The organism is Bacillus sp. PS217, assembly GCF_037963535.1.
GTDB classification, from domain to species: Bacteria; Bacillota; Bacilli; order Bacillales; family Bacillaceae; genus Bacillus; species Bacillus subtilis.
Map to the genome: position 1 here is coordinate 969,118 of NZ_CP150157.1, position 24,385 is coordinate 993,502.

The following is a 24,385-nucleotide window of genomic DNA, read 5'->3' on the forward strand; positions in this document are numbered from 1 at the left end:
GGGAGATGAATATGGAAATTCTTTGGTTTATACCGACTCATGGAGACGCGAGATATTTAGGATCTGAAAGTGATGGACGGACTGCGGATCATCTTTACTTTAAACAAGTCGCCCAGGCGGCAGACAGGCTGGGATATACAGGAGTTCTTCTGCCAACGGGAAGATCGTGCGAAGACCCGTGGCTTACAGCGTCGGCACTGGCAGGAGAAACAAAGGACTTAAAGTTTTTAGTCGCGGTAAGACCTGGTTTAATGCAGCCTTCTCTGGCAGCCAGAATGACATCCACCCTAGACCGCATTTCAGACGGGCGGCTGCTGATCAACGTTGTGGCAGGGGGCGATCCGTATGAGCTGGCAGGCGATGGCCTGTTTATCAGCCATGATGAGCGCTACGAGGCAACAGACGAATTTTTAACCGTTTGGCGGAGACTTTTGCAGGGAGAAACGGTTTCCTATGAAGGAAAGCATATAAAAGTGGAAAACAGCAATCTGCTTTTCCCGCCGCAGCAAGAGCCGCATCCGCCCATCTATTTCGGTGGTTCGTCACAGGCTGGAATTGAAGCTGCCGCAAAGCATACAGACGTGTACTTGACATGGGGGGAGCCGCCTGAACAAGTAAAAGAAAAGATAGAGAGAGTCAAAAAGCAAGCGGCAAAAGAAGGAAGATCCGTTCGATTTGGCATTAGGCTGCATGTCATTGCCCGTGAAACTGAACAAGAGGCGTGGGAAGCGGCTGAGCGCTTGATCAGCCACTTGGATGATGACACCATTGCCAAAGCGCAGGCAGCTTTGAGCCGTTACGACTCTTCAGGCCAGCAGCGGATGGCCGTCCTTCATCAAGGCGATCGGACGAAGCTTGAAATCAGTCCGAATCTGTGGGCGGGGATCGGCCTGGTCAGAGGAGGGGCAGGAACAGCTCTTGTCGGTGATCCGCAGACGATTGCCGACCGGATAGCGGAGTACCAGGCACTCGGCATAGAATCGTTTATATTCTCAGGCTATCCGCATTTAGAAGAAGCGTATTATTTTGCAGAGCTTGTATTTCCGCTTTTGCCGTTTGAAAATGATCGGACGAGAAAGCTTCAGAACAAAAGGGGAGAAGCGGTAGGAAACACTTATTTTGTCAAAGAGAAAAATGCATGAGTTTAACTAAAATACAGCCCCCCGAACATGGTATGATATTCAAAAAAAGGGGGCTTTTTTTCTGAAAACATTGAGAAGCGCGGCAGTCATTTGCCTCATAGCTATGCTGTCAGCATGCGGACATTCAAAACAGATGGAAATCAAAGCGGCGGACATATCAGATCTTGAAAAAAACAGAATGGATGTCGCAGCTTCACAGGCATTCACTGCCGAAGCCGTCAATATCGGTGAAGGTATTTCTTCAGCTGACATGTACATCGAACATTATCAAAAGGGAAAGCATGTTGAGAGGTTTGGACCGGCTAGTGCAGATTATTCAGAGGAAAAACCCGATACCATACAATTTGTTTATTTTGAGAAGGAAGAGGGGGAAGGAAAGAATAAACATACCACCATTCATTTTGGCATTGTGGATAAACAGGGAAATATAGCGGCTGATTCATCGGTGAAACGCGACGATAGCACAACACAGGAAATGACTCAGAATATTTCATCGCCGGAACCGATTACTTTCGAGAAGCCTGCTTTGATCGGCAGCAGTATTAGAGGGACTGACGAGACAATGCACACCTCTGAACATAAAAAAGAGCTCATAAAGCATCAAGATGCGTTACTGTATTATGTGGAATTGCATCATTAGAATGGGCGGCTTCAGGCCGTCTGTTTTACAAAGCGGTATGCTTGCTTTTTTGAATGGTGCATGATACATTTTAAATCGTAACAATTTCGATTTAAAAAGGGAGGCTATGCGACTTGGCTAAAAAATCAAAAGTGGCAAAAGAGTTAAAACGCCAACAGCTTGTTGAACAATACGCTGATATTAGACGCGAGTTGAAGGGAAAAGGAGATTACGAGGCACTCAGCAAGCTGCCAAGAGATTCAGCACCGGGAAGGCTTCACAACCGCTGCATGGTAACGGGGCGCCCGAGAGCATATATGAGGAAGTTTAAAATGTCCAGAATCGCTTTCAGGGAGCTGGCCCATAAAGGCCAGATTCCCGGTGTGAAAAAAGCAAGCTGGTAAGAAAAAACTCCGGCCGATTACAGCGCGCCGGAGTTTTTTTCGTTTTTCTTGAAAGAGATGACGTAGGAAAGGTGCTGGATGATCATGATGATAAACACAATAATAATAGGGAAAAACGGAATACGCGATTGAAAAAGCGGATAAAAAATGAGAAGAACCGCTGCGGCAGGCAGCGAGAAGTAGACAGCGATATATGACGCGCGACATGCTTTTGCCGTCATCATCTGCTCTCTTTCATCCTGCTCTTCAAACTCATCAGGCAGAAGAAGCTGCTTTCTGGCAGGGCGGCTTTTTTTCTGTAAGTACAAATAAACCGCAAACGCCGCAACAAACAGAATAAAGGGGGTGAGGTTTAATTCAAATACCATCCCGCCGCTCTTTGTGCCGAAAAAAGATGCTATGCCTTCTGAGGCTTCAAAGTATGAAATCAGCGCCCAGCATGCAAGGCCAAATAAAACAAGGTGAAAAGCTGCTTTTGTTTTCATGCTCATCTTAGTTTTCCTCCTCTAACCAAAAGACATCCTCCATTTTCATGGAGAAGGCTTTGCAGATTTTCAGTGCTAACAGCAGTGAGGGAACATAATCGCCTTTTTCAATCGCTGCCACAGTCTGTCTTGTGACGCCGACCGTTTCTCCGAGTTTTTCCTGAGAATAGCCGAAGCGTGCCCTCAGCTCTTTTACTTTATTTTTCATCATGACGTCTGTCCCCTTCACAATCTCGATTGATTATATTGTATAGTATACTTAACATTATGTAAATAGAACTTAACAACTTTACAAAAAGATAACTTTTTTTCGACAAAATTTTTATATTCCCTTGACGAAAAATAAATAAACATGTAATATAAAAAAAGTCAGAGCGGTACTGTTGCTGACAATCGCAAATGCGGGTGTAGTTTAGTGGTAAAACCTCAGCCTTCCAAGCTGATGTCGTGAGTTCGATTCTCATCACCCGCTCCATACATACGTTATTAACGCAGTGTTTCGTTTCTCAGATAAACGAAGTATTGCGTTTTTTTATGTAAAAAAGAACACGACATTCGTGTTCTTTTACGTAAGCCAATGTACTGTATGGGTGCCGCCGTGAATTTGTTCAAACATTTTCGTTAATGATGATAAGAGGTTAACAGCGCTGCTTTTCTCAATCGATGGCGGGAAAAAAATGATTTGCAGCATATTCTTAGTCTCGTTTGAAACGGGATAGTGGTTGACGCTGTTTTTGAAATCGCCAAAAATGCCGTTTTCATCAGAGAAAAGCAGTATGTTTTCTTTTTCTCCCAATGAGATCCGGACCGGCTCATGAAGCTTTCCGGCATCATAAATCATAATAGGCAGAGAATATTTTAATGCGAAAAAATCGATTGTGTCATGGGCCGAGTCTTTACTTTCCATGAATTGTTCCTTGGATATCGGGACCAGCATGTCCTCCATTGGGGTTGTTTCTCCCTCAAATGAAGGGTTAAGCTGTTTAAAGAGTTTCTGCCATTCCTTGACGAAGGATTCATCGGATATACCGCCGTCCGCATAGTCGAAAAACAAGGATTCTTGAAACAGGCGGAGTCTGCCTTTCAGCATTTGCGGTGAGGAGCCGACTTCGATATTCTCATAAATGACAGCAGCTGCATGTAAGCCGGCCGCACGTTCAGTAATAACAGAATCAAGTTTGATATTCACTAGCATTCACTCCAGTTACGTGATATCAACCTATTATAAACGCTGTATCGTTTTATCACAAAGAAAGGAGGCTGTGCAAAACATGAACGTTTATCAGCTCAAAGAAGAATTAATTGAATACGCGAAAAGCATTGGCGTGGACAAGATTGGTTTTACGACTGCTGATACTTTTGACAGTTTAAAAGACCGTTTGATTCTTCAAGAATCACTCGGCTATCTCTCCGGCTTTGAAGAGCCGGATATCGAAAAAAGGGTGACGCCGAAGCTTCTTTTGCCGAAAGCGAAATCAATAGTGGCAATTGCTCTCGCATATCCTTCCAGAATGAAGGATGCGCCGAGAAGCACGAGAACTGAGCGCAGGGGCATTTTTTGCAGAGCTTCCTGGGGAAAAGACTATCATGATGTGCTGAGGGAAAAGCTTGATCTGCTGGAGGATTTTCTAAAAAGCAAGCATGAGGATATCAGAACGAAGTCAATGGTTGATACAGGTGAATTGTCTGATCGCGCCGTTGCGGAACGTGCCGGAATCGGATTCAGTGCGAAAAACTGTATGATCACAACACCCGAGTATGGCTCTTATGTGTATTTGGCGGAAATGATCACAAATATCCCTTTTGAGCCTGATGTGCCGATTGAAGATATGTGCGGGTCCTGCACGAAATGTTTGGACGCCTGTCCGACGGGAGCACTGGTTAATCCCGGGCAGCTTAATGCGCAGCGCTGCATCTCTTTTCTGACCCAGACAAAAGGATTTTTGCCTAATGAATTCCGGACAAAAATCGGAAACCGCCTGTACGGGTGCGATACGTGCCAAACGGTATGCCCTCTCAATAAAGGGAAGGATTTTCATCTACATCCGGAAATGGAGCCTGATCCTGAGATTGCCAAACCGTTATTGAAGCCGCTTTTGACCATCAGTAATCGGGAATTTAAGGAGAAATTCGGGCATGTCTCAGGTTCTTGGCGCGGGAAAAAACCGATTCAGCGAAACGCCATTCTCGCGCTTGCGCATTTTAAGGATGCTTCCGCACTGCCTGAATTGACGGAACTGATGCACAAGGATCCGCGTCCTGTCATCAGGGGGACAGCCGCATGGGCAATCGGAAAAATCGGAGACCCCGCCTACGCGGAAGAGCTTGAAAAAGCGCTGGAAAAAGAGAAGGATGAAGAGGCAAAGCTGGAAATTGAAAAAGGAATTGAGTTGCTAAAAGCTTCAGGCATGACTAAACAAGGCCTGTCCTGACATACGTATAGAGCAGAAGGAAAAAACACTTGAGATCATCCAAGTGTTTTTTCTCTATAAAAAAGTATGGCGGGTGGGGTGAGCTTGAAGTACATTTTAGAACAATTAGCGGAGGAGCGGCTGGGCTTTCTGGTTAACGGGCATGCTATGAGACAGGAGTCTCAAGTCGGAGACCTTAAAGTCATGGAGCGTAAGAAAAAGCTTCTGGAAAAACGTAAAGTTGACATCATAAAAGCGAAAGCAAAGGCCGTGATTAATCATGTGCGGGTTGAGGATGACGGAACGACCTGCCTTTCGTATACCATCCATTACGAATACGTGTGTAAGGAACAAGATGACAGCTTGTATATAGAAGAGCACATAGAGGAGCGAATGGCTTTCCTGTATGATCACATTTTGATTAGTGATCAGGAAATTGCGAAAAAGCCGGCTGGATTTCATGAAGGGACCAGTATTATTGACTATTCTGAAGCTGAAGAGGAAAGAGAAGCGTTTGGCAGGGCTTTTCAATACGATCGTCTCGGCGCTGTCCAATATGCCGAGAAATTTTGGAACAAGCGCAATCCTGCTTATAAAAATTTCAGCGATAACTGTACAAATTTTATTTCTCAGTGTCTTCATGCAGGAGGCGCGCCGATGCGCGGTCATCCGAACAGGGGATCAGGCTGGTGGATGAAACAAAGCTCATGGAGCTACAGCTGGACGGTGGCGCACTCTATGAAAATGTATTTGTCGAATTCAAAGGCCGGACTGCGTGCGGTGCGGGTGAAATCAGCGGAAGAACTGATGCCGGGCGATGTGATTTGCTATGACTTCGAAGGAGACGGCCGCTTTAATCATACAACGATTGTCGTGGCAAAGGACAAAGGCAATATGCCGCTTGTCAACGCCCAGACCTATGACAGCAGGATGAGGTATTGGTCATATGAGGATTCTACGGCATACACGCAGTCAATACGATATGCCTTTTTTCATATCGTTGATGATACGACAAAAGAGTAATTAATGTTATAATGATGGGCGGATAAGAAAAACAGAGGTGAACATTGTGGCATTACATGTCGTTTTATATCAACCAGAAATTCCCGCTAACACAGGGAATATTGCACGTACTTGTGCAGCAACCAATACAACGCTACACCTGATTCGTCCGCTCGGCTTTTCAACGGATGATAAAATGCTGAAGCGTGCCGGACTCGATTATTGGGAGTTTGTTAACGTTGTGTATCATGATTCGTTAGAAGAATTGTTTGAGGCATATGAAAAAGGCCAGTTTTTCTTTATTACAAAATTTGGCCAGCAGTCTCATACATCATTTGATTACACTGATCTTGACGAGGATTATTTCTTCGTGTTCGGAAGAGAAACAAGCGGTTTGCCAAAGGATTTAATTCAAAATAATATGGACCGCTGCCTGCGTCTTCCGATGACAGAGCACGTCAGATCGTTAAATCTGTCCAATACTGCCGCGATTCTTGTTTATGAAGCGCTGCGCCAGCAAAATTACCGTGATTTAAAATAGTGAAAAAACCCGCTCATCGATGATGGGCGGGTTTTTTTACGGATGTTGAAATGCTTTGTTTCGTTTTTGGGCTTAACAACGTAACAGTGTTATGTTACAATGTACCCATCAAAGGAGCTGGACTTATGGAAGAACAATTAATCTCTAAAAAAGAATTACTTGAAAGAACATCGATTTCATACGGTCAGCTGTATCGATGGAAGCGGAAAAACTTAATACCTGAGGAATGGTTTATTCGTAAATCCACATTTACAGGGCAAGAGACGTTTTTTCCGAGAGAGGAGATTTTAAAGCGTATATCAATGATTCAAAAGATGAAAGAAAATTTGTCTTTGGATGAAATGAGGGAAATGCTGTCGCCGAAAATGAAGGATGTCAGCATGACCGCTGATGAATTGCTTCATAAAGGTTTGGTTTCAAGGCCTGCTCTTGAAGCCTATTCAGAAGACGGAGGAAGTCCGGTTTTCTCATCCAGCGATTTGCTTTCGCTGTATGTGCTTGAGGGACTGCTGCAGTCTGGAAATGTCAGCCTTGCAGAAGCAAAAATGGCTGCAGAGGTATTAAAGAAGCATGATACTGAAGAGATTGAAAAACAGACGGAGCTGATCGTGCTCCGCAAGCTCGGTGTCACAACTTGTTTTATAGCGGCTGTGGCGGACAGCATTTTGTTTGAATCATCCGTAAAGGTTGTGGAACGGGTAGATTTATTAAAAGCTTCAGAGGAATTAAAAACAACATTTATGCAGGAGGGCCATCGATGGATGTAGTGGAAAAGCTGGTGATAAACGGATCAGGAAGTTCAAAGGGAGGAACATTTCAATCTGTTGAGATTAATGGCAGCGGGACAGTGGCCGGGGACGTGGAGTGTGACACTTTTTCTTTTAATGGAAACGGAAAAGCTGACGGCAGCGTCAAAGCGAAAGCGGTAACCATCAGCGGTTCAGGAAAGATACATGGAGACGTTGAAGCAGAATCTATCCGGATGAATGGCACTGGTTTTATTCAAGGAGAGGTATCTGCAAAACAATTGAAAATCGCTGGATCATCAACATTTGGCGGCACTGTCAAGGCTGATGGCATTGACATTAGCGGAAAAGTTGTCATGGAAGCAGATTGTGAAACAGAAACCTTTCAATCAGAAGGGAAATGCAAAATCAGCGGGCTTTTAAATGCAGACCAGGTGATCATTAAGCTTTCTGCAGGGGAAAGCTATGCGCGGGAGATCGGCTGCCGCCATCTTCAAGTGACCTGCAGAAAAGGAATGCTGACATTGCTCAGATTGATGCCGCAGCCTGTTCTAACAGCAGAGCTGATCGAAGGTGACGTGATTGAATTGACAAATACAAAGGCGAAAACCGTGCGCGGAAATAAAGTGATCATCGGCCCGGATTGCCAGATTGAAACTGTCGAATACAGCGGGGACTATACCTGTGATCCAAGCGCATCGGTTGAAACATCCACAAAGTTGTAAGGAGGATCGTAATGGAGACAACAAAACTGGGAAATTTAAAATTATATGGCGCTGGGCATGCCGCAGGAGGCGCGTATCACAATGTCAGCATCAAAGGAGAAGGTATAGTTGGAGAAGGGTTGTCTGCTGTAGGCTGCCGCATATACGGAACGGGCCTTTTTCTCGGAAAAGCAGAGACTGAGCGGCTGCGTGTGCTCGGAGAAAGTGAATGTAAAGGCGATCTGACTGCCGGCAAAATCAATATATATGGGATAATGAAAGTCAGCGGCTCACTTCAATTTGATCGATTCAATCTGAAAGGCCAGACTGAAATTGGCGGGAATATGACTGGAGAATCCTGCGATGTGAAAGGGAAGCTTAGCGTAAAAGGTGATTGTGAAACAGAAATGTTCCATGTCACAGGCTGTGTTGATGTATCGGGGTTATTAAATTCGGGTGAGATCAAGCTGGGATTGAGCCATGATATAAGCCATGTGCAGGAAATCGGCGGAACAACAATTACAGTGAAAAGACGCGCGAGTTTTTTTAACCGGAAGAAAGTGAAGCTGATCGCCGATGTCATAGAAGGCGATCGGGTTTATTTGGAGAATACCGAAGCGGCAGTCGTCAGGGGAAAAGAAGTGATCATCGGGCCGGGATGCAGTATCGGAACAATTGAGTACGAAAACAAATATGAATGCGATCCGCATTCACAGATTAAAGAAAAAACAAAACTGTAAAACATTGTTCTGTTATACAAAAAGGGTGCTCTTTCAGGAGCACCCTTTTTTATTCTTTTCCAGGCTTGCTTTCGTATCCTGCGGTAAAAATTGATACTAAAAAAGTGACAATGACACCCATCATGATGATTGTTTTCACCGTCTCTCCCCCTCTTCAATTTTTCCGTGCTGTCCGAGTCTGGATGATTCTGTATTTTTCTTTATTATGAACGGTCGCAGTCTGCCTTGTCAACGATGTATAAGTATCTTTATTTTTAAGAAACCAAAGCATGTATCACGAGATGGCGGCATAGATTGTATCAAAGTACCTTATTTGCATAGTGTATCAAACATGATAGAGGAGGTCCTTATGGATATATTAAAGAAAATTGAAAAGTACAGAGAGGAAGAGCAGCGGCTGAAATGGGAAGGAACTTTCGCCGATTATTTGGAGATTATTAAAGAAAATCCGATGGTCGCGCAATCTGCTCATTCTCGAGTTTTTAATATGATAAAAGACAGCGGGATAGAGGAGATTGACGGGCGCAAGAAGTACAGTTTTTTTGACCGCGAGCTGTTCGGGCTTGAAGAATCTCTGGAGCGTCTTGTGGAAGAGTATTTTCATCCGGCTGCCAAACGTCTAGATGTCAGAAAGCGGATTCTATTGCTGATGGGGCCTGTGAGCGGCGGTAAATCCACGCTGGTCACAATGCTTAAAAAAGGTCTCGAAGCGTACACGCTGACAGATAATGGCGCTGTATATGCGATTAAAGGCTGCCCGATGCACGAGGACCCTCTACATTTAATCCCCCATCATTTACGCGATGACTTTTACAGAGAATACGGCATTAGAATAGAAGGAAGTCTTTCTCCTTTAAATGTCATGAGGCTGGAGGAAGAGTACGGAGGAAGAATTGAGGATGTGAAGGTGGAGCGCATCTTCTTTTCAGAAGATAAGCGTACGGGAATTGGAACATTCAGTCCCTCTGATCCGAAATCTCAGGATATTGCCGATTTGACGGGGAGTATTGATTTCTCAACAATCGCCGAGTACGGTTCAGAATCAGATCCGCGCGCTTATCGGTTTGACGGAGAGCTGAATAAAGCGAACCGCGGGATGATGGAGTTTCAGGAGATGTTGAAATGTGATGAGAAATTTCTCTGGCATTTGCTTTCCTTGACACAGGAAGGGAATTTTAAAGCTGGGCGGTTTGCGTTAATTTCTGCTGATGAGCTGATCGTGGCTCACACGAATGAAACGGAGTATCGCTCATTTATTTCTAATAAGAAGAATGAAGCCCTGCACTCAAGAATCATCGTGATGCCGGTTCCTTATAATTTAAAAGTGTCTGAGGAAGAGAGAATTTATGAAAAAATGATTGCAGAAAGCGATGTGGCGGATGTTCATATTGCCCCGCATACGTTGAAGGTCGCCGCGATGTTCTCAATCCTTACCCGGTTAAAAGAGCCGAAGCGGTCGGATATTGATCTGGTCAAGAAAATGAGACTGTATGATGGGGAAAGTGTGGAAGGATATAACTCTGTCGACGTTGAGGATATGAAAAAAGAATATAATGATGAAGGCATGAGCGGAATTGATCCGCGGTACGTGATCAACCGGATTTCTTCAACGATTATCAGAAAAAATATGGAATCGATTAATTCTCTCGATGTCCTTCGCTCCTTAAAAGAAGGTCTTGATCAGCACCCATCAATTTCAAGCGAGGACAGGGAGCGGTATTTGAATTTTATTTCTGCCGCCCGCAAGGAATATGACGATATTGCGAAAAAGGAAGTTCAAAAAGCGTTTGTGTATTCATATGAAGAATCAGCAAAAACACTTATGGACAATTACCTCGATAACGTAGAGGCCTATTGCAATAAAAACAAGCTTCGTGATCCTTTGACAGGAGAGGAAATGAACCCTGACGAAAAGCTGATGAGATCCATCGAAGAGCAGATCGGCATTTCGGAAAACGCCAAAAAAGCGTTCCGCGAAGAAATTTTAATCCGCATCTCAGCCTATGCGAGAAAAGGCAAGCGGTTTGATTACAATTCCCATGAAAGACTGCGTGAAGCTATTCAGAAAAAGCTGTTTGCTGATCTGAAGGATGTCGTTAAAATTACGACCTCAACAAAAACGCCGGATGAGCAGCAGCTGAAAAAGGTAAATGAAGTCGTGGCCCGTTTAATTGATGAGCACGGCTACAACTCGACGAGCGCCAATGAGCTGCTGAAATATGTCGGCAGCCTGCTGAACCGATAAACAACGTGACCCGTCCGAATAGGGCGGGTTATTTTGTCCCATTTTCTAAATAGTTTGTCAATTAAATGTGCTTTTATGCATATGATGAATATAAATCTTTTCGAAAGACTTGTTTCATAATCTGGCACAAGCCGGAATACGTATGTATCACGACCACAAATGGTTAAGGAGGGGAATTCATGTCCCAAAATGACAGCGGCCATTTTTTGATTTCTGAGGAAAACTGGTCCCTCCATCGCAAAGGCTTCGATGACCAGCAGCGCCACCAGAAAAAAGTGCAGGAAGCGATCAAAAACAATCTTCCGGACCTCGTAACTGAGGAAAGCATTATTATGTCTAATGGAAAAGATGTAGTGAAGATCCCAATCCGTTCACTTGATGAGTATAAAATCCGTTATAACTATGATAAAAATAAACATGTAGGGCAAGGAGACGGCGAGAGCCAGGTTGGAGATGTTGTGGCCCGGGATGGTTCAGACAAAAAACAAGGGCCTGGAAAAGGGCAGGGTGCCGGTGATCAGGCAGGCGAGGATTATTATGAAGCGGAAGTTTCATTAATGGATTTAGAAGAAGCGCTTTTTAAAGAATTAGAGCTTCCGAATCTCCAGCAAAAAGAGCGGGACAATATCATTCATACAGATATCGAGTTTAATGATATCCGTAAAACAGGGTTAACCGGTAATATTGATAAGAAAAGAACGATGATGTCAGCCTTTAAACGAAACGCAATGTCAGGAAAACCGTCGTTCTATCCAATTTATCCGGAGGACCTGAAATATAAGACGTGGAATGACATCACAAAGCCCGAATCAAAAGCCGTCGTTTTAGCCATGATGGATACAAGCGGCAGTATGGGGGTTTGGGAAAAATACATGGCCAGAAGCTTCTTTTTCTGGATGACCCGTTTTTTGCGTACGAAATACGAGACTGTGGAAATTGAATTTATTGCCCATCATACAGAAGCAAGAGTGGTCTCGGAGGAGGATTTTTTCTCAAAGGGAGAAAGCGGCGGAACAATTTGTTCTTCCGTATATCGGAAGTCGCTTGAGCTTATTGATGAAAAGTACAATCCCGCCCGCTATAACATTTACCCGTTTCATTTTTCTGACGGTGACAACCTAACATCTGATAACGCGCGCTGTGTGAAACTGGTCAATGATATTATGAAGAAGGCCAATCTATTCTGTTACGGCGAGGTCAATCAGTACAACAGGCATTCAACGTTAATGTCTGCATATAAAAATGTAAAAGATGAGAAATTTAAGTACTATATTTTAAAACAGAAATCTGATGTTTTTCAGGCTCTAAAGAACTTTTTCAGAAATGAAGAGTCTGGTGTAAGCCATCAATTTTCGTAATGAAAAGCCCATTTCAGGGCTTTTTTTTATTTAATAAAAGCAAGAAAACGCTTGCGAAAAAAATACGGGAGAAAAAGAAATTTTTCCTTTGACAAATCTTCTTTCATTTATTAATATTTTATCTTGTGAACTATTATTGAGGAATGAGGTGAAAAGGAGTTGACTGAATCAGAACGTGCTTTGCTCACTTTTGAACAGCTCTTCGATACGTCTCGGGCGATATATAAAAAACAGAAGAAGATATTGGAGATTGTGCTTGAGCCTTTTGATATTACAGTCCTTCAATATTTGCTGATGTTTAAAATTCATCAAAGCGGAAGCACCCCGCTAAGCAAGCTGGCAATGTCGCTTGATCTTAAGCCTGCTTCTGTGACGCGGATGACAGATATTCTGTATAAGCGCCAATTGATGAATCGATATGACAGTCCGGATGACCGCCGTATCGTCATGATTCAGTTAACCGAAGAGGGGGAAGAACTGATAGAAAAAGCCGCTGTGCAATATGCAAAAATGGGTGCGGGCTTGTACCAAAAGCTTGATACCTCCCAGCTGCAGTATTTGCGCAAACTAGCCGGAAGCTTAACGAAGCTTGCTGAAGGCTGTTCAGAAAAAAGCGGTAATTAAAAACTTCTCACATATTTTCACCAGCTTTCCGCAAAATGATAGAGGATGAAACGAAAGGAGAAAACAAAATGAACAGAGGACGTTTAATTCTGACCAACATTATCGGTTTGATTGTTGTTCTTGCAATTATAGCTGGAGGTGCTTACTACTATTATCAAAGCACAAACTACGTAAAAACAGATGAAGCAAAAGTAGCGGGCGATATGGCTGCTATTACTGCTCCAGCAGCAGGTAAAGTATCTGACTGGGATCTGGATGAAGGAAAAACAGTGAAAAAAGGCGATACAGTTGCAAAAATCAAAGGCGAACAAACTGTTGACGTAAAATCCATTATGGATGGAACAATTGTGAAAAACGAAGTGAAAAACGGACAAACCGTACAAGCTGGTACAACAATTGCACAAACGATTGACATGGATAACCTATACATCACAGCAAATATTAAAGAAACAGATATTGCGGATATTGAAGTAGGAAATAGTGTAGACGTAGTAGTTGACGGAGACCCTGATACAACATTTGACGGTACTGTAGAAGAAATTGGCTATGCGACTAACTCAACTTTTGATATGCTTCCTTCTACAAATTCAAGCGGAAACTACACAAAAGTAACACAAAAAATTCCTGTGAAAATTTCAATCAAAAACCCATCTGATAAGGTGCTTCCTGGAATGAATGCATCTGTTAAAATTTCTGAGTAAAACAGATCAGTCATCAAACCATGAAAGGAGGTTGTCTTAGATGGCTACAGGCAAAGAAAAAAATGCAAAAAACCCTATGTCATTGCTGATTGTGCTAATGGCGGGTTTATTTTTGGCAATCCTAAACCAAACACTGCTTAATGTTGCAATGCCGCACTTAATGACTGAATTTGGCGTAAGTGCAACGACGATTCAGTGGCTGACAACAGGTTACATGCTTGTTAACGGTGTATTGATTCCGTTATCTGCTTTCCTGATTACACGATTTGGCCAGCGGAGTCTCTTTCTCGTCGCGATGTTTTGTTTTACGCTCGGTACGTTAGTCTGCGGTATCGCACCTAACTTCTCTACAATGCTGATCGGCCGTTTGATTCAGGCCGTGGGCGGAGGTATCTTGCAGCCGCTCGTTATGACAACCATTCTGTTAATTTTCCCGCCTGAAAGCAGGGGGAAAGGAATGGGGATTTTCGGGCTAGCGATGATGTTTGCTCCAGCGGTCGGCCCGACTCTTTCCGGGTGGATTATTGAGCATTATACATGGCGCATTATGTTTTACGGACTTGTGCCGATCGGCGCAATTGTTATCATTGTGGCTTTCTTCATCTTTAAAAATATGGTGGAGCCGCAAAAAATCAAACTCGATACTCTTGGCGCAATCCTCTCGATTGTCGGATTCGCCTCCTTATTATACGGGGTCAGTGAAGCCGGATCTGACGGCTGGACCGACCCGATTGTATTGTCTACAGTTATTATCGGAGCCATTGCAATTGTTGCTTTTGTTGTTCAGCAATTGCGTCATGATGATCCGATGCTTGATTTCAGAGTGTTTAAATATGACATTTTCTCACTCTCGAGTGTCATTAATATCATTATTACAGTGGCACTTTACACTGGTATGTTCCTTTTACCGATCTATCTGCAAAACCTGGTCGGCTTTACGGCGCTTCAATCCGGTCTGCTTCTGCTTCCGGGTGCGATCGTTATGCTGATTATGTCACCGATCTCAGGTATTTTGTTCGATAAATTCGGACCGAGACCGCTTGCGATTATCGGGCTTCTCGTGACAGTGGTAACAACCTATCAATACACGCAATTGACAATTGATACACCATATACACACATCATGCTGATCTATTCAATTCGTGCATTTGGTATGTCTCTCTTAATGATGCCAGTCATGACAGCCGGGATGAACCAGCTTCCTGCCCGTCTGAACAGCCACGGAACGGCGATGAGCAACACGCTTCGCCAAATCAGCGGATCAATCGGAACAAGTTTAATTACGACGATTTATACAAACCGGACGACATTCCATTATTCACAAATTGCAGATAAAACAAGCACGGCGGACCCGAACTTCCTCCATGCGTTCCAAAATGCAGTTTCGAATTTAATGGTGAATATGAATGTGTCTTATGATACGGCGAAAACATATGTGTACTCACATATTTATAAACACGCGTCACTCGATTCCAATGTCATGGGGATAAATGATGCCTTTATGTGGGCAACCTTATTCTGTGTAGCAGGTTTGATTTTAAGTATCTTCCTGCGTGACGTCAGAAAAGATAAATTGCGTAAGAAGAAAAAAGAGGAGCTTTCATTACTTCCTGCTCCAAAAGAAGCTAAGGAATCTTAATCTGTACAGGGAGGTTTCCTGAATGAAAATTTATGTAGTGTATGATAGTGAAGGCGAACATACTAAAGTGCTTGCAGAAGCGATTGCTGAAGGCGCGAGAGAAAACGACGCGGCTGAAGTGTTCATCGACCATGTAGATCAGGCTGATATCCGCAAGCTTAAAGATATGGATGCGATTATTTGGGGATGCCCAGGGCATTTCGGAACAATCAGCTCCGGTCTTAAAACTTGGATCGACAGACTTGGCTACTTGTGGGCTGAAGGCGAGCTGATCAACAAAGTCGGTGCTGTCTTCTGCACAACGGCAACAACACACGGCGGCTTGGAAATGACAATGCACAATTTAATCACGCCGATGTTCCACCAAGGCATGATTGTTGTCGGACTGCCTGGCAACGTGCCTGAAAACGCACTTTATGGCTCTTATTACGGAGCAGGTGTCACTTGTCCGGTAGACAGTGATGAGTTAATGTCTGAGGAAGGTATTCAGCTTGGACGCGCGTTGGGAAGACGTGTCAGCCAAGTTACAGGAAACCTAACAGCAGGACAGTAAGGAGAGGTTGAAATGGCCATTATTATAGCAATAATTGCTGCTGTCATTGTCATTGCGGCCCTTATTACATTTAACGTCCGCAACGCCTCACCTGGACCTGAGAAGCAAGAAGCAACCGATAGAATCGCACCTCCAGAAGAGGAAAAAAACGAAGCGCATTACCCTGCTGAAGCAAGGGCTGCCGAGCATACGCCATCCGTTGTCAAAAACGATTCTCCAAAAGAGAAGCGTGACACAATGGGTGATGATATTTACAGGCAGGCGCTGCAAAAGTTTAAGCATTCTGATGAAGTTCATGCAGAAGAAGAGGTCACTGAGGAAAGTGACAAAATGCAGGACCGCAGCTATCGTGATGCGCTGCTCTCTATGAAAAATAAGAAAAAGTAATGAAAAAGGCAAATCCGTTTTCTCATGCGGGTTTGCCTTTTTTGCTGTTTCCATCAATTCGGTTTTTATCAAATAAATCCATGGAATATGTTGTATTCCATCTTGATCTAGTGTACTATGTTACTCATACACCGAGGGTTTTTTCTGGGAGGTAAAGACATGAATTCTTTTTTAGGTTTATTAAAGAAAGATATCAAGCTTTCAAGAATGTGGCTGCTAGTATGGATGTGCGGAATCATTTTCTTATTGGGAACAGGCCATATTATAGCTTCTCGCACGAAAGAACCTCTAGTCATTTTTGGTTTTTTTGTTGCAGTTGCTTTTTTTCTGCTTTTCTTATCTCCTGTTTTTGTGTTTTATCACCTTCGCAAGGAAGGGAAATCACAGCTTTGGCTGTACAATCCAAATGGCGGCTTCTGGCTGTTTTCTTCTAAATTGGCAGCATCTTTGCTCTATCAATTTGTGATTCAGTTGGCATTAACAGCCTATGGCATATGGATGTATCATATGCTCTTTGTAAAAAATCTGCTGGAGCATCAAGTTGATATAACGAGTACAGTGGCTTTGCTGAATATGTATGGGCTTATTTCTTCGTTAGATATGTCAGTAACAGTCATTGTGTTTTGGACTGTTTTTCACTCTCTCAAAAATTGGCGCGGAATGCGGTGGGCTGCGATGGTTCTGTTGGTTGCAGTGTGGTTATTCTTCGATGAATACATCATAAGCCCTTTGGTTGAATCTCAAAAGCATTTCTGGCCTGTAACAGTCTATTGCAATTTTGATTTCCACTTCCACAATGTTTGGAGATTGGAATTAAAACCTATCCATCTGTCTGTGCTAGGGTTGCCTATTACTTTAGTCATCACATTCTTGCTGCTCATTATGGCTTCAAAACTGCTTGATCGTAAAGTAGAGGTGTAAATATGGACAATCAATTCCAATCCTCGAAACCGATTTATCTGCAGATCGCTGATCAGATCTTTTATAGGCTGGTCAGGAAGGAGCTGCTCCCAGGAGACAAGCTTCCTTCAGTAAGAGAAATGGCGATTCAAACTAAGGTAAATCCCAATACAATTCAAAGAACTTACAGTGAGATGGAAAGGCTGGGTATTGTGGAGACAAGAAGAGGTCAAGGGACGTTTATTGCGGAAAAAGCAGAAATCGTAGACGAGCTGAAAGACAAGCTGACACGAGAGGTGCTGGAAGGCTTTGTCAAGCAAATGAAAGAGCTGGGGCTAACGAAAGAGGAAATGGTAGAAGGGATTAAAACATTCACAGAGGGAGGCTAAAATGGAAATCAAGCTAGAACATGTATCAAAAAAATACGGCCGCCATACGGCCGTCAATGATGTGTCAATCACCCTATCATCCGGACGGATTTATGGCCTGATCGGACCGAACGGCAGCGGCAAGTCAACGACCCTGAAAATGATGGCTGGCCTTCTGTTTCCGACTTCAGGATTTGTGAAAGTTGATGAAGAGCAGGTTACGAGAGAAATGGTGCGTCAAACGGCTTATCTTACTGAGCTTGATATGTTTTATCCGCATTTCACTGTTAAAGATATGGTGAATTTTTATCAGTCGCAGTTTCCTGATTTTCAAACAGAACAGGCTTATAAGCTATTGAATGAGATGCAGCTGAATCCGGAAAAAAAGATTAAAAAGCTATCAAAAGGAAATCGGGGCCGGCTGAAAATCGTTCTTGCTTTAGCGAGACGGGCAGACGTCATCTTGCTTGATGAACCTTTTTCCGGGCTTGATCCGATGGTCAGGGATTCCATCGTAAACAGCCTTGTGTCGTACATTGATTTTGAGCAGCAGATTGTCGTGATCGCGACACATGAAATTGATGAAATTGAGACTTTGTTAGACGAAGTAATCATCCTCGCCAATGGAGAAAAAGTTGCACAGCGTGAAGTAGAAGATATCCGTGAACAGGAAGGCATGTCTGTTTTGCAATGGTTTAAATCAAAAATGGAAGTTTGCTAGAAAGAGGAGGAATATGATGAAAACAGTGTTGGAATTGAAAAACGTGACTAAAAACATCAGAGGCCGAACGATCATTGATGATCTCAGTTTTACGATTCGTGAAGGCGAGGTATTCGGTTTTTTGGGACCAAACGGAGCGGGGAAAACGACAACCATCCGGATGATGGTGGGGTTAATGAAGCTGTCGAAAGGTGATGTCCTCATTTGCGGCCAATCAATTACGAAAGAATATGCCAAGGCGATTAAGCATATCGGAGCGATCGTTGAGAATCCCGAGCTGTATAAATTTTTGAGCGGATATAAAAATCTCCAGCAATACGCAAGGATGGTCAAGGGTGTCACGAAGGAAAAAATTGATGAAGTTGTTGAACTGGTCGGTTTAACAGACAGAATCCACGACAAGGTGAAAACATATTCTCTGGGGATGAGACAGCGTCTTGGCTTGGCACAATGCCTTCTGCACGATCCAAAAGTGCTGATTTTGGATGAACCGACAAACGGCCTTGATCCGGCGGGGATCAGAGAAATCAGAGATCATTTAAAGAAGCTGACCCGAGAAAGAGGAATGGCTGTCATCGTTTCAAGCCACCTGCTGTCAGAAATGGAACTGATGTGTGATCGAATTGCGATTCTGCAAAAAGGAAAGCTGATCGATATTCAAAATGTAAAAGATGAAAACATTGATGAGAATGATACATATTTCTTCCAGGTTGAGCAGCCGAGTGAAGCCGCTACTGTTTTAAATCAGTACGATTTGCTGAGTAAGACAAATGGTGTAGAAATCAAACTGGCTAAAGAGGAAGTCCCTGCGGTTATTGAATTGCTGGTGATGCAGCAAATCCGTATTTATGAGGTCAAGGTCATAACAAAATCATTAGAGGACCGTTTCTTAGAAATGACAGGTGAAACAAAAGAGGAGGTTCAGCATGCTTAATTTGATTTATAATGAGTGGCTCAAAATTTTCAGCCGTGCCGGAACATGGGTGATGATCGGAATTCTGGGGCTGACAATGGTTGGATTTGCATTTTTGGCGAATCATTTTTCTGCTAGTGAATCAAATTCCCATTGGAAACAAGAGCTTCAAGCACAAAACGCCGAATTAAAGAAAGAAATCAAAGAAGATCCTTCACTGAAAGATGGGTATAAAGAAACAATCACACTCAACGACTATCGCATCGAGCATAATATCCCTAGTGACACGGGCTATACGGCATGGTCTTATGTAACGGATTCGGCAAACTTTACCATCCTTACCGGTCTGTTTACTATTATCATCGCGGCCGGAATTGTCGCTAACGAATTTAATTGGGGAACGATTAAGCTATTAATGATTCGGCCGCTCAGCCGTTTTCAAATTTTGATGTCCAAATATATTACAGTTCTCCTGTTTGGGCTCCTGTTGCTGTTGATTTTATTTATCGGTTCTACTTTATTAGGGTTGATCTTCTTCGGGACGGGTGGTGAAACCGCCGCGAACATTCATTTAATCTATAAGGATGGCCATGTCATTGAGCAAAACATGATGGGGCATTTGGCCACAACGTATCTTTCTGAATCCGTCTCGGCTTTAATGGTGGCGACGATGGCGTTTATGCTGTCTGCGGTATTCAGAAACAGCTCTCTTGCGGTTGGTTTTTCCATCTTCTTGTTGGTTGCCGGTACGACTGCAACTGCATTTATTGCAGCGAAATTTGACTGGGCAAAATATATATTGTTTGCTAATGTCGACTTGACTCAGTATGTGGATGGCACACCGTTAATAAAAGGGATGACTATGACGTTTTCTCTCGTCATGCTAGCGATCTACTTTATCATCTTCCTGTTGCTTGCTTTCGGAATCTTCATGAAGCGGGATATTGCAAACTAATAAAAAAAGCTGTTTTGCTTATGCAAAACAGCTTTTTTGTCAAAATAAAAACTGCAGGTTTGCACCTGCAGTTTTTCATATCAATTTATGCTTACGCTTCTTTAGTAACGTTAGCAGCTTGTGGTCCGCGGTTTCCTTCAACGATTTCAAAAGAAACAGCTTGGCCTTCTTCTAAAGTTTTGAAGCCTTCGCCTTGAATAGCAGAGAAATGAACGAATACATCGTCTTGACCTTCTACTTCGATGAATCCGAAACCTTTTTCAGAGTTGAACCATTTTACTTTACCTTCTAACATGAAATTTCCTCCTAAAGCGATCATAACGCTTAAATTCACTATTCTTGCTCTTAACAAACTTTCAAGACGAAAACTCTTACAAAACTTTCTTCTTAAAGATAGTTCGAACAAAAATAATTACCTTTACTCTACCAGTAATCTTCAGAAAAAACAACTGCTTATTGAAACTTTTTTCGGAAAATACCATATTTATTTTTCAATTTGATATTTATTTGCGGAAATTCATCTGCTTTCTCGATATGTGATCATACGTTTGCCTTAGTATTCCTTCATTTTGGGAAGATAAGTAATAGGAATTGACAACCTTATTGGATATGAGTAAGGTAAAAGTTAATCAATATTACAAATGACAACGTTTATCAACTAAGAGAGCGTATGATTTTTATGTCTGATATTGCTTGCATGCTCTAATACATAGATAGGAGTATGGTCACAATGAAAAAGTGGCTTATATGCAGTTTCGTCCTTGTTCTTCTCGTTTCATTTACTGCATGTTCACCGTCTGCAGAACATGAATCGATAAAAATCGGGATTGCTGAGTCTGACGGGGCAATATGGAACTATATTGCTCAAAAGGCTGAAGAGGCAGGGCTGGATATTCAGCTGATCCCTTTTTCTGATTATGCGGAGTCTGATATCGCACTTGCTAACAAAGAAATTGATGCCAACGCCTTTCAAACCATTTCATATTTTCAGTCGTTCACTGAAAAATACAAACTTAATTTGGCACCGCTCGGGACGACATACATAACGCCCATGGGCATTTATTCAAAACGATATGAACGAATCCGAGATATACCGCGGGGAGTTGTCGTTTCTGTTCCGGATAAAGCGTTCGATTTTGGCAGGGCGCTTACGGTGCTCCAGGAAGCGGGCTTGCTAACGCTGAAAAACGGATTTAACGGAACAGGTTCAGTTGATATGATTAAAGATAATCCGAGACACCTGAAATTAAAAGCTGTCCGGCAACAGGATGCAGTGAGCGGTGCCGACGTGTTTGTCATGAAACCATCAGAAGCAAAAAAAGCGGGCTTGAACCCGAAAAAGCATACGCTAAAGAGCGGCGGACTCATGTCTGAGGAAGAGATGAATTTGATTGTTGTCAGAGCGGAGGATCAAGATCGGGAAGCGCTGAAAACCATTCTTGAGCTTTATCAAGCAGATGATACAGCGGCATTTATAGAAAAAGAATATCAGGGAGATCTTGTCCCGGCTTTTCTGCCTTTGAAACGTCTTTCAGATTGGAAGAATGAATTCGAACATTGAATTCATTCTTTTTTTTCTGAAAAACACACTCTGTTCCGTCCCGTTTCTTTCGCTTTGTAAAGCATTTGATCGGCAAGAATGGGCAAGGATCCTGGCTGTTCCGTATTATTGGGGTAATGAGCGGCCCCTAGTGATATCGTAACTGAAAGCTCTTCGCCGTTTGTTAATACAATCGGTGCATCACTTACAGTGCTCCTGATCCGTTCAGCGATCCGGGCTGCTTTATCAAGAGAACAGTTCGGCAGGAGAACGGCAAATTCTTCACCGCCGATCCGAGCGGCAGGATCAGTATTTCGGATGCTCTGCTTCAGACGTAACCCCAGCTCTTTGAGCACCTGATCTCCTTCATGATGGCCATATTGGTCATTGATGGTCTTAAAATGATCGATATCCATATAAATCAGTGCAAATTGAAAATGCGGGGTATCGGCCGCCTGCTGATACAGAGCTTTTGTGGTTTCTTCAAACTTTCTTCGGTTATACACGCCTGTTAAAAAGTCAAAGTGCGCCTGAAACTTATATTGTTTAAAAAGAAGATGTGCATTTGTTTCATGATCAATAATATATAAACTGAGCATGCCGCCCGCTATTGATATGATCCAAAAATACAAATGAAGTTCGTATGAATGTAAATCTATAAGAAAATAAAAGGAAAAGGAGATCAAGCTATTTGTGATTATTAAAAGATAGAAAGCATGTTTTAGTTGAACTTTTTTTCTTCTAGAAACAATGAGTGACGGGATGGCAGCGATACAAATGATAATAACCGAGTATAGTGCAGATGTGTTCATTGTAATCAGCAAGCGGCCTGCAGTGATCATGGCCAGGGCCGTTGCCGTTGAAACCCAGCCTCCATAAAGAGCGGCAATCATAATAGGGATATTTCGAAGATCAATAATTGAATGCTGATAGGTAAATCCAAAAACCATCAGAATAACCCCGAGTAAACCGCAGGCCAGTCCCTTAACAGCTTGAAAAGATATGCTGTCTTTTTTATGTACTAACCTTTCTTTAAACAGGTGGGTGAAGAGATAATTAAATGTGATTAAAATGGTCAAATTTACAAACAGTTCTTTCAGCAATATTATCACCCTTATATAAGGTACTAAAGATGGAAGGGAAAGAAAAGAACAAAAAAGGCATTATATAAGGTTTTTTTACTTGAATTGATAAGTTAAAATAATTCGCACTTGACCCATCGGAATTAGTGTAATATAGTAAATGAGAAAATTTGAAGGGAGAGTTTACCTGCTTTGGAGACTTTACTGGTTGTATTACATGTATTTATTTTATTTTTACTTATCTTAGGGCTCTTTGTTATGCAGAAAAAACATGTTTCCTTCTCTAAACGTGTATTTACTGCGCTGGGGCTGGGAATTGTATTCGGATTTGCGCTTCAGCTGATTTACGGCCCGACTTCAAATATAGTCATTCAAACAGCCGACTGGTTTAATATTGCCGGGGGCGGATATGTCAAATTGCTTCAGATGGTTGTCATGCCGCTCGTCTTTATTTCGATTCTCGGCGCATTTACAAAGCTGAAGCTGACAAAAAATCTTGGGAAAATCAGCGGTTTGATTATCGGGATTTTAGTAGCAACAACAGCAGTTGCTGCAGCTGTCGGTATCGCGTCCGCGCTTTCATTTGATCTGCAGGCGATTCAGGTTGACCAAGGAAGTACAGAGCTTTCACGGGGGCAGGAGCTTCAGCAGAAATCAGAGGATATGACAGCGAAAACGCTGCCGCAGCAGATTGTTGAACTGCTGCCTGGAAACCCGTTTTTAGATTTCACGGGAGCTAGACCGACTTCAACAATCGCTGTCGTTATTTTTGCCGCTTTCCTTGGAGTGGCATTCCTCGGCGTAAAACACAAACAGCCGGAACAGGCAGAAACATTTAAAAAACTGGTTGATGCCGTTTATGCCATTGTCATGCGTGTTGTCACACTCATTTTGAGACTGACGCCTTATGGGGTGCTGGCCATCATGACAAAAACAATTGCCACGAGTGATCTTGACAGCATTCTAAAACTGGGCATGTTCGTGATTGCTTCATATGCCGCGTTAATCACTATGTTTATCATTCATTTGCTGCTGCTGACGTTCAGCGGCTTGAATCCGGTGATTTATTTGAAAAAAGCGGTGCCTGTACTTGTATTTGCATTTACGTCAAGGTCTAGCGCAGGTGCTTTACCGCTGAATATTAAAACACAGAGAAGCATGGGTGTACCGGAGGGAATCGCAAACTTTGCCGGTTCGTTCGGTCTTTCGATCGGCCAAAATGGATGTGCCGGCATTTATCCTGCGATGCTGGCGATGATGATTGCTCCGACTGTCGGCCAAAATCCATTTGACCCGGTGTTTATTATCACTGTTATTGCAGTCGTTGCCATCAGCTCCTTCGGTGTTGCCGGAGTCGGCGGCGGAGCGACATTCGCGGCGCTTCTTGTTTTATCATCATTAAACATGCCTGTCGCGCTCGCCGGTTTATTAATCTCAATTGAACCGTTAATCGACATGGGGCGTACTGCTTTGAATGTCAGCGGAAGCATGACATCCGGTCTTATTACAAGTAAGGTCACAAAGGAAATTGATCAAGGGGCATTTCATGATCAATCCAGAGTGATTGAAGCTGAAGAAGCGTAACATATGAAAACGTGTAATCCC

At 43.0% G+C, this 24,385-nt stretch carries 29 protein-coding genes and 1 tRNA gene; 25 read left to right on the forward strand and 5 right to left on the reverse strand.

From position 1 onward, the window contains the following. Positions 1-11 precede the first annotated feature (11 nt). The 3 genes from ssuD (at position 12) to rpsN (ending at position 2,165) form a co-directional block, all read left to right on the forward strand. Positions 12-1,142 (forward strand): FMNH2-dependent alkanesulfonate monooxygenase, encoded by a 1,131-nt coding sequence (gene ssuD, locus NSQ83_RS05070; protein ID WP_003245787.1) that lies wholly within the window; start codon positions 12-14, stop codon positions 1,140-1,142. A gap of 103 nt (positions 1,143-1,245) precedes the next feature. Next, positions 1,246-1,782: a hypothetical protein gene (locus NSQ83_RS05075; RefSeq protein WP_046664241.1), complete on the forward strand. Its 537-nt coding sequence runs from the start codon at positions 1,246-1,248 to the stop codon at positions 1,780-1,782. Between the two features lie 113 nt (positions 1,783-1,895). Further along, positions 1,896-2,165: a 30S ribosomal protein S14 gene (rpsN, locus tag NSQ83_RS05080; protein ID WP_046664058.1), complete on the forward strand. Its 270-nt coding sequence runs from the start codon at positions 1,896-1,898 to the stop codon at positions 2,163-2,165. Positions 2,166-2,182: 17 nt separating this feature from the next. On the opposite strand, the gene NSQ83_RS05085 is transcribed toward rpsN, so the two are convergent. Together NSQ83_RS05085 and NSQ83_RS05090 are read right to left on the reverse strand one after the other, a co-directional pair. Next, a complete protein-coding gene (locus NSQ83_RS05085; protein WP_038428659.1) occupies positions 2,183-2,656 on the reverse strand; it encodes a hypothetical protein in 474 nt (157 codons plus the stop codon). 1 nt (position 2,657) lies between these two features. Next, positions 2,658-2,858 (reverse strand): helix-turn-helix transcriptional regulator, encoded by a 201-nt coding sequence (locus NSQ83_RS05090; protein WP_009966860.1) that lies wholly within the window; start codon positions 2,856-2,858, stop codon positions 2,658-2,660. A gap of 193 nt (positions 2,859-3,051) precedes the next feature. On the opposite strand from NSQ83_RS05090, the gene NSQ83_RS05095 reads away from it, so the two are divergent. Further along, positions 3,052-3,125, forward strand: a tRNA-Gly gene (locus tag NSQ83_RS05095). A gap of 90 nt (positions 3,126-3,215) precedes the next feature. On the opposite strand, the gene NSQ83_RS05100 is transcribed toward NSQ83_RS05095, so the two are convergent. Next, the gene (locus NSQ83_RS05100; RefSeq protein WP_003245517.1) at positions 3,216-3,839 is read right to left on the reverse strand and encodes a B3/4 domain-containing protein; all 624 of its coding nucleotides are present in this window, start codon (positions 3,837-3,839) and stop codon (positions 3,216-3,218) included. An 82-nt stretch (positions 3,840-3,921) separates the two neighbouring features. On the opposite strand from NSQ83_RS05100, the gene queG reads away from it, so the two are divergent. From queG to NSQ83_RS05195, 19 genes are all read left to right on the forward strand, one after another. Next, complete coding sequence (gene queG, locus NSQ83_RS05105; protein WP_198878807.1) at positions 3,922-5,082, forward strand: tRNA epoxyqueuosine(34) reductase QueG; 1,161 nt, start codon at positions 3,922-3,924, stop codon at positions 5,080-5,082. Positions 5,083-5,148: 66 nt separating this feature from the next. Then, positions 5,149-6,084: an amidase domain-containing protein gene (locus NSQ83_RS05110; RefSeq protein ID WP_031315024.1), complete on the forward strand. Its 936-nt coding sequence runs from the start codon at positions 5,149-5,151 to the stop codon at positions 6,082-6,084. 37 nt (positions 6,085-6,121) lie between these two features. Beyond that, positions 6,122-6,604 (forward strand): tRNA (uridine(34)/cytosine(34)/5-carboxymethylaminomethyluridine(34)-2'-O)-methyltransferase TrmL, encoded by a 483-nt coding sequence (gene trmL / locus NSQ83_RS05115; protein WP_080478189.1) that lies wholly within the window; start codon positions 6,122-6,124, stop codon positions 6,602-6,604. 125 nt (positions 6,605-6,729) lie between these two features. Beyond that, positions 6,730-7,371: a YhbD family protein gene (locus tag NSQ83_RS05120; protein ID WP_198878808.1), complete on the forward strand. Its 642-nt coding sequence runs from the start codon at positions 6,730-6,732 to the stop codon at positions 7,369-7,371. Beyond that, positions 7,362-8,075, forward strand: coding sequence for a polymer-forming cytoskeletal protein (locus NSQ83_RS05125; RefSeq protein ID WP_046664059.1), 714 nt, complete (start codon positions 7,362-7,364; stop codon positions 8,073-8,075). Before NSQ83_RS05120 ends, NSQ83_RS05125 begins: the two co-directional genes overlap by 10 nt. A gap of 11 nt (positions 8,076-8,086) precedes the next feature. Then, positions 8,087-8,794 carry a hypothetical protein gene (locus NSQ83_RS05130; RefSeq protein WP_019712204.1) on the forward strand — a complete coding sequence of 236 codons (708 nt, stop codon included), beginning with the start codon at positions 8,087-8,089 and terminating at the stop codon, positions 8,792-8,794. Positions 8,795-9,143: 349 nt separating this feature from the next. Then, positions 9,144-11,039 carry a serine/threonine protein kinase PrkA gene (gene prkA, locus NSQ83_RS05135; protein ID WP_003233433.1) on the forward strand — a complete coding sequence of 632 codons (1,896 nt, stop codon included), beginning with the start codon at positions 9,144-9,146 and terminating at the stop codon, positions 11,037-11,039. Positions 11,040-11,218: 179 nt separating this feature from the next. After that, positions 11,219-12,397, forward strand: coding sequence for a sporulation protein YhbH (gene yhbH, locus NSQ83_RS05140; protein WP_003233432.1), 1,179 nt, complete (start codon positions 11,219-11,221; stop codon positions 12,395-12,397). 159 nt (positions 12,398-12,556) lie between these two features. Next, on the forward strand, positions 12,557-13,021 hold the full coding sequence (locus tag NSQ83_RS05145; protein WP_003233431.1) for a MarR family transcriptional regulator: 465 nt from the start codon (positions 12,557-12,559) through the stop codon (positions 13,019-13,021). Positions 13,022-13,056: 35 nt separating this feature from the next. Beyond that, positions 13,057-13,722 carry an HlyD family efflux transporter periplasmic adaptor subunit gene (locus NSQ83_RS05150; protein WP_014476241.1) on the forward strand — a complete coding sequence of 222 codons (666 nt, stop codon included), beginning with the start codon at positions 13,057-13,059 and terminating at the stop codon, positions 13,720-13,722. A gap of 40 nt (positions 13,723-13,762) precedes the next feature. Continuing rightward, on the forward strand, positions 13,763-15,361 hold the full coding sequence (locus NSQ83_RS05155) for an MFS transporter (protein WP_003233429.1): 1,599 nt from the start codon (positions 13,763-13,765) through the stop codon (positions 15,359-15,361). 22 nt (positions 15,362-15,383) lie between these two features. Continuing rightward, positions 15,384-15,914: an NAD(P)H-dependent oxidoreductase gene (locus NSQ83_RS05160; RefSeq protein WP_003233428.1), complete on the forward strand. Its 531-nt coding sequence runs from the start codon at positions 15,384-15,386 to the stop codon at positions 15,912-15,914. Between the two features lie 12 nt (positions 15,915-15,926). Continuing rightward, entirely contained in the window at positions 15,927-16,301 is a 375-nt protein-coding gene (locus tag NSQ83_RS05165; protein WP_003233427.1) for a hypothetical protein, read from the forward strand. Then, complete coding sequence (locus tag NSQ83_RS05170) at positions 16,301-16,456, forward strand: hypothetical protein (protein WP_072557135.1); 156 nt, start codon at positions 16,301-16,303, stop codon at positions 16,454-16,456. The genes NSQ83_RS05165 and NSQ83_RS05170 overlap by 1 nt, the downstream gene beginning before the upstream one ends. Positions 16,457-16,460: 4 nt before the next feature. Next, on the forward strand, positions 16,461-17,222 hold the full coding sequence (locus NSQ83_RS05175; RefSeq protein ID WP_198878809.1) for a hypothetical protein: 762 nt from the start codon (positions 16,461-16,463) through the stop codon (positions 17,220-17,222). Positions 17,223-17,224: 2 nt separating this feature from the next. Further along, on the forward strand, positions 17,225-17,590 hold the full coding sequence (locus tag NSQ83_RS05180) for a GntR family transcriptional regulator (protein ID WP_015252495.1): 366 nt from the start codon (positions 17,225-17,227) through the stop codon (positions 17,588-17,590). Between the two features lies 1 nt (position 17,591). Continuing rightward, positions 17,592-18,290 carry an ABC transporter ATP-binding protein gene (locus NSQ83_RS05185; RefSeq protein WP_015252494.1) on the forward strand — a complete coding sequence of 233 codons (699 nt, stop codon included), beginning with the start codon at positions 17,592-17,594 and terminating at the stop codon, positions 18,288-18,290. A 16-nt stretch (positions 18,291-18,306) separates the two neighbouring features. Continuing rightward, complete coding sequence (locus tag NSQ83_RS05190) at positions 18,307-19,224, forward strand: ABC transporter ATP-binding protein (protein WP_029317524.1); 918 nt, start codon at positions 18,307-18,309, stop codon at positions 19,222-19,224. After that, a complete protein-coding gene (locus NSQ83_RS05195) occupies positions 19,217-20,158 on the forward strand; it encodes an ABC transporter permease (RefSeq protein ID WP_038427544.1) in 942 nt (313 codons plus the stop codon). The genes NSQ83_RS05190 and NSQ83_RS05195 overlap by 8 nt, the downstream gene beginning before the upstream one ends. 91 nt (positions 20,159-20,249) lie before the next feature. Here NSQ83_RS05195 and cspB read toward each other — a convergent pair whose 3' ends face one another. After that, entirely contained in the window at positions 20,250-20,453 is a 204-nt protein-coding gene (gene cspB, locus NSQ83_RS05200; protein ID WP_003224086.1) for a cold shock-like protein CspB, read from the reverse strand. Between the two features lie 435 nt (positions 20,454-20,888). On the opposite strand from cspB, the gene NSQ83_RS05205 reads away from it, so the two are divergent. Next, positions 20,889-21,719 (forward strand): MetQ/NlpA family ABC transporter substrate-binding protein, encoded by an 831-nt coding sequence (locus tag NSQ83_RS05205; protein WP_198878810.1) that lies wholly within the window; start codon positions 20,889-20,891, stop codon positions 21,717-21,719. Positions 21,720-21,721: 2 nt separating this feature from the next. On the opposite strand, the gene dgcK is transcribed toward NSQ83_RS05205, so the two are convergent. Then, positions 21,722-22,801, reverse strand: coding sequence for a diguanylate cyclase DgcK (gene dgcK, locus NSQ83_RS05210; RefSeq protein WP_015383186.1), 1,080 nt, complete (start codon positions 22,799-22,801; stop codon positions 21,722-21,724). A gap of 171 nt (positions 22,802-22,972) precedes the next feature. Between dgcK and tcyP the strand changes: the two genes are divergently transcribed. Continuing rightward, complete coding sequence (gene tcyP, locus NSQ83_RS05215) at positions 22,973-24,364, forward strand: L-cystine transporter TcyP (protein WP_003244685.1); 1,392 nt, start codon at positions 22,973-22,975, stop codon at positions 24,362-24,364. The last annotated feature ends 21 nt before the right edge of the window (positions 24,365-24,385 follow it).

Excerpts from the sequence above, each read along its gene's own strand:
- NSQ83_RS05085 (WP_038428659.1), bottom strand. The coding sequence starts at position 2,656 with ATGAGCATGAAAACAAAAGCAGCTTTTCACCTTGTTTTATTTGGCCTT.
- NSQ83_RS05155 (WP_003233429.1), top strand. The coding sequence starts at position 13,763 with ATGGCTACAGGCAAAGAAAAAAATGCAAAAAACCCTATGTCATTGCTG.
- NSQ83_RS05180 (WP_015252495.1), top strand. The coding sequence starts at position 17,225 with ATGGACAATCAATTCCAATCCTCGAAACCGATTTATCTGCAGATCGCT.
- prkA (WP_003233433.1), top strand. The coding sequence starts at position 9,144 with ATGGATATATTAAAGAAAATTGAAAAGTACAGAGAGGAAGAGCAGCGG.
- NSQ83_RS05205 (WP_198878810.1), top strand. The coding sequence starts at position 20,889 with ATGAAAAAGTGGCTTATATGCAGTTTCGTCCTTGTTCTTCTCGTTTCA.
- NSQ83_RS05195 (WP_038427544.1), top strand. The coding sequence starts at position 19,217 with ATGCTTAATTTGATTTATAATGAGTGGCTCAAAATTTTCAGCCGTGCC.
- ssuD (WP_003245787.1), top strand. The coding sequence starts at position 12 with ATGGAAATTCTTTGGTTTATACCGACTCATGGAGACGCGAGATATTTA.
- NSQ83_RS05190 (WP_029317524.1), top strand. The coding sequence starts at position 18,307 with ATGAAAACAGTGTTGGAATTGAAAAACGTGACTAAAAACATCAGAGGC.
- queG (WP_198878807.1), top strand. The coding sequence starts at position 3,922 with ATGAACGTTTATCAGCTCAAAGAAGAATTAATTGAATACGCGAAAAGC.
- NSQ83_RS05185 (WP_015252494.1), top strand. The coding sequence starts at position 17,592 with ATGGAAATCAAGCTAGAACATGTATCAAAAAAATACGGCCGCCATACG.
- NSQ83_RS05175 (WP_198878809.1), top strand. The coding sequence starts at position 16,461 with ATGAATTCTTTTTTAGGTTTATTAAAGAAAGATATCAAGCTTTCAAGA.
- NSQ83_RS05075 (WP_046664241.1), top strand. The coding sequence starts at position 1,246 with ATGCTGTCAGCATGCGGACATTCAAAACAGATGGAAATCAAAGCGGCG.
- NSQ83_RS05130 (WP_019712204.1), top strand. The coding sequence starts at position 8,087 with ATGGAGACAACAAAACTGGGAAATTTAAAATTATATGGCGCTGGGCAT.
- cspB (WP_003224086.1), bottom strand. The coding sequence starts at position 20,453 with ATGTTAGAAGGTAAAGTAAAATGGTTCAACTCTGAAAAAGGTTTCGGA.
- NSQ83_RS05160 (WP_003233428.1), top strand. The coding sequence starts at position 15,384 with ATGAAAATTTATGTAGTGTATGATAGTGAAGGCGAACATACTAAAGTG.
- NSQ83_RS05120 (WP_198878808.1), top strand. The coding sequence starts at position 6,730 with ATGGAAGAACAATTAATCTCTAAAAAAGAATTACTTGAAAGAACATCG.
- NSQ83_RS05125 (WP_046664059.1), top strand. The coding sequence starts at position 7,362 with ATGGATGTAGTGGAAAAGCTGGTGATAAACGGATCAGGAAGTTCAAAG.
- NSQ83_RS05150 (WP_014476241.1), top strand. The coding sequence starts at position 13,057 with ATGATAGAGGATGAAACGAAAGGAGAAAACAAAATGAACAGAGGACGT.
- NSQ83_RS05165 (WP_003233427.1), top strand. The coding sequence starts at position 15,927 with ATGGCCATTATTATAGCAATAATTGCTGCTGTCATTGTCATTGCGGCC.
- NSQ83_RS05090 (WP_009966860.1), bottom strand. The coding sequence starts at position 2,858 with ATGAAAAATAAAGTAAAAGAGCTGAGGGCACGCTTCGGCTATTCTCAG.
- NSQ83_RS05170 (WP_072557135.1), top strand. The coding sequence starts at position 16,301 with ATGAAAAAGGCAAATCCGTTTTCTCATGCGGGTTTGCCTTTTTTGCTG.
- NSQ83_RS05110 (WP_031315024.1), top strand. The coding sequence starts at position 5,149 with ATGGCGGGTGGGGTGAGCTTGAAGTACATTTTAGAACAATTAGCGGAG.
- yhbH (WP_003233432.1), top strand. The coding sequence starts at position 11,219 with ATGTCCCAAAATGACAGCGGCCATTTTTTGATTTCTGAGGAAAACTGG.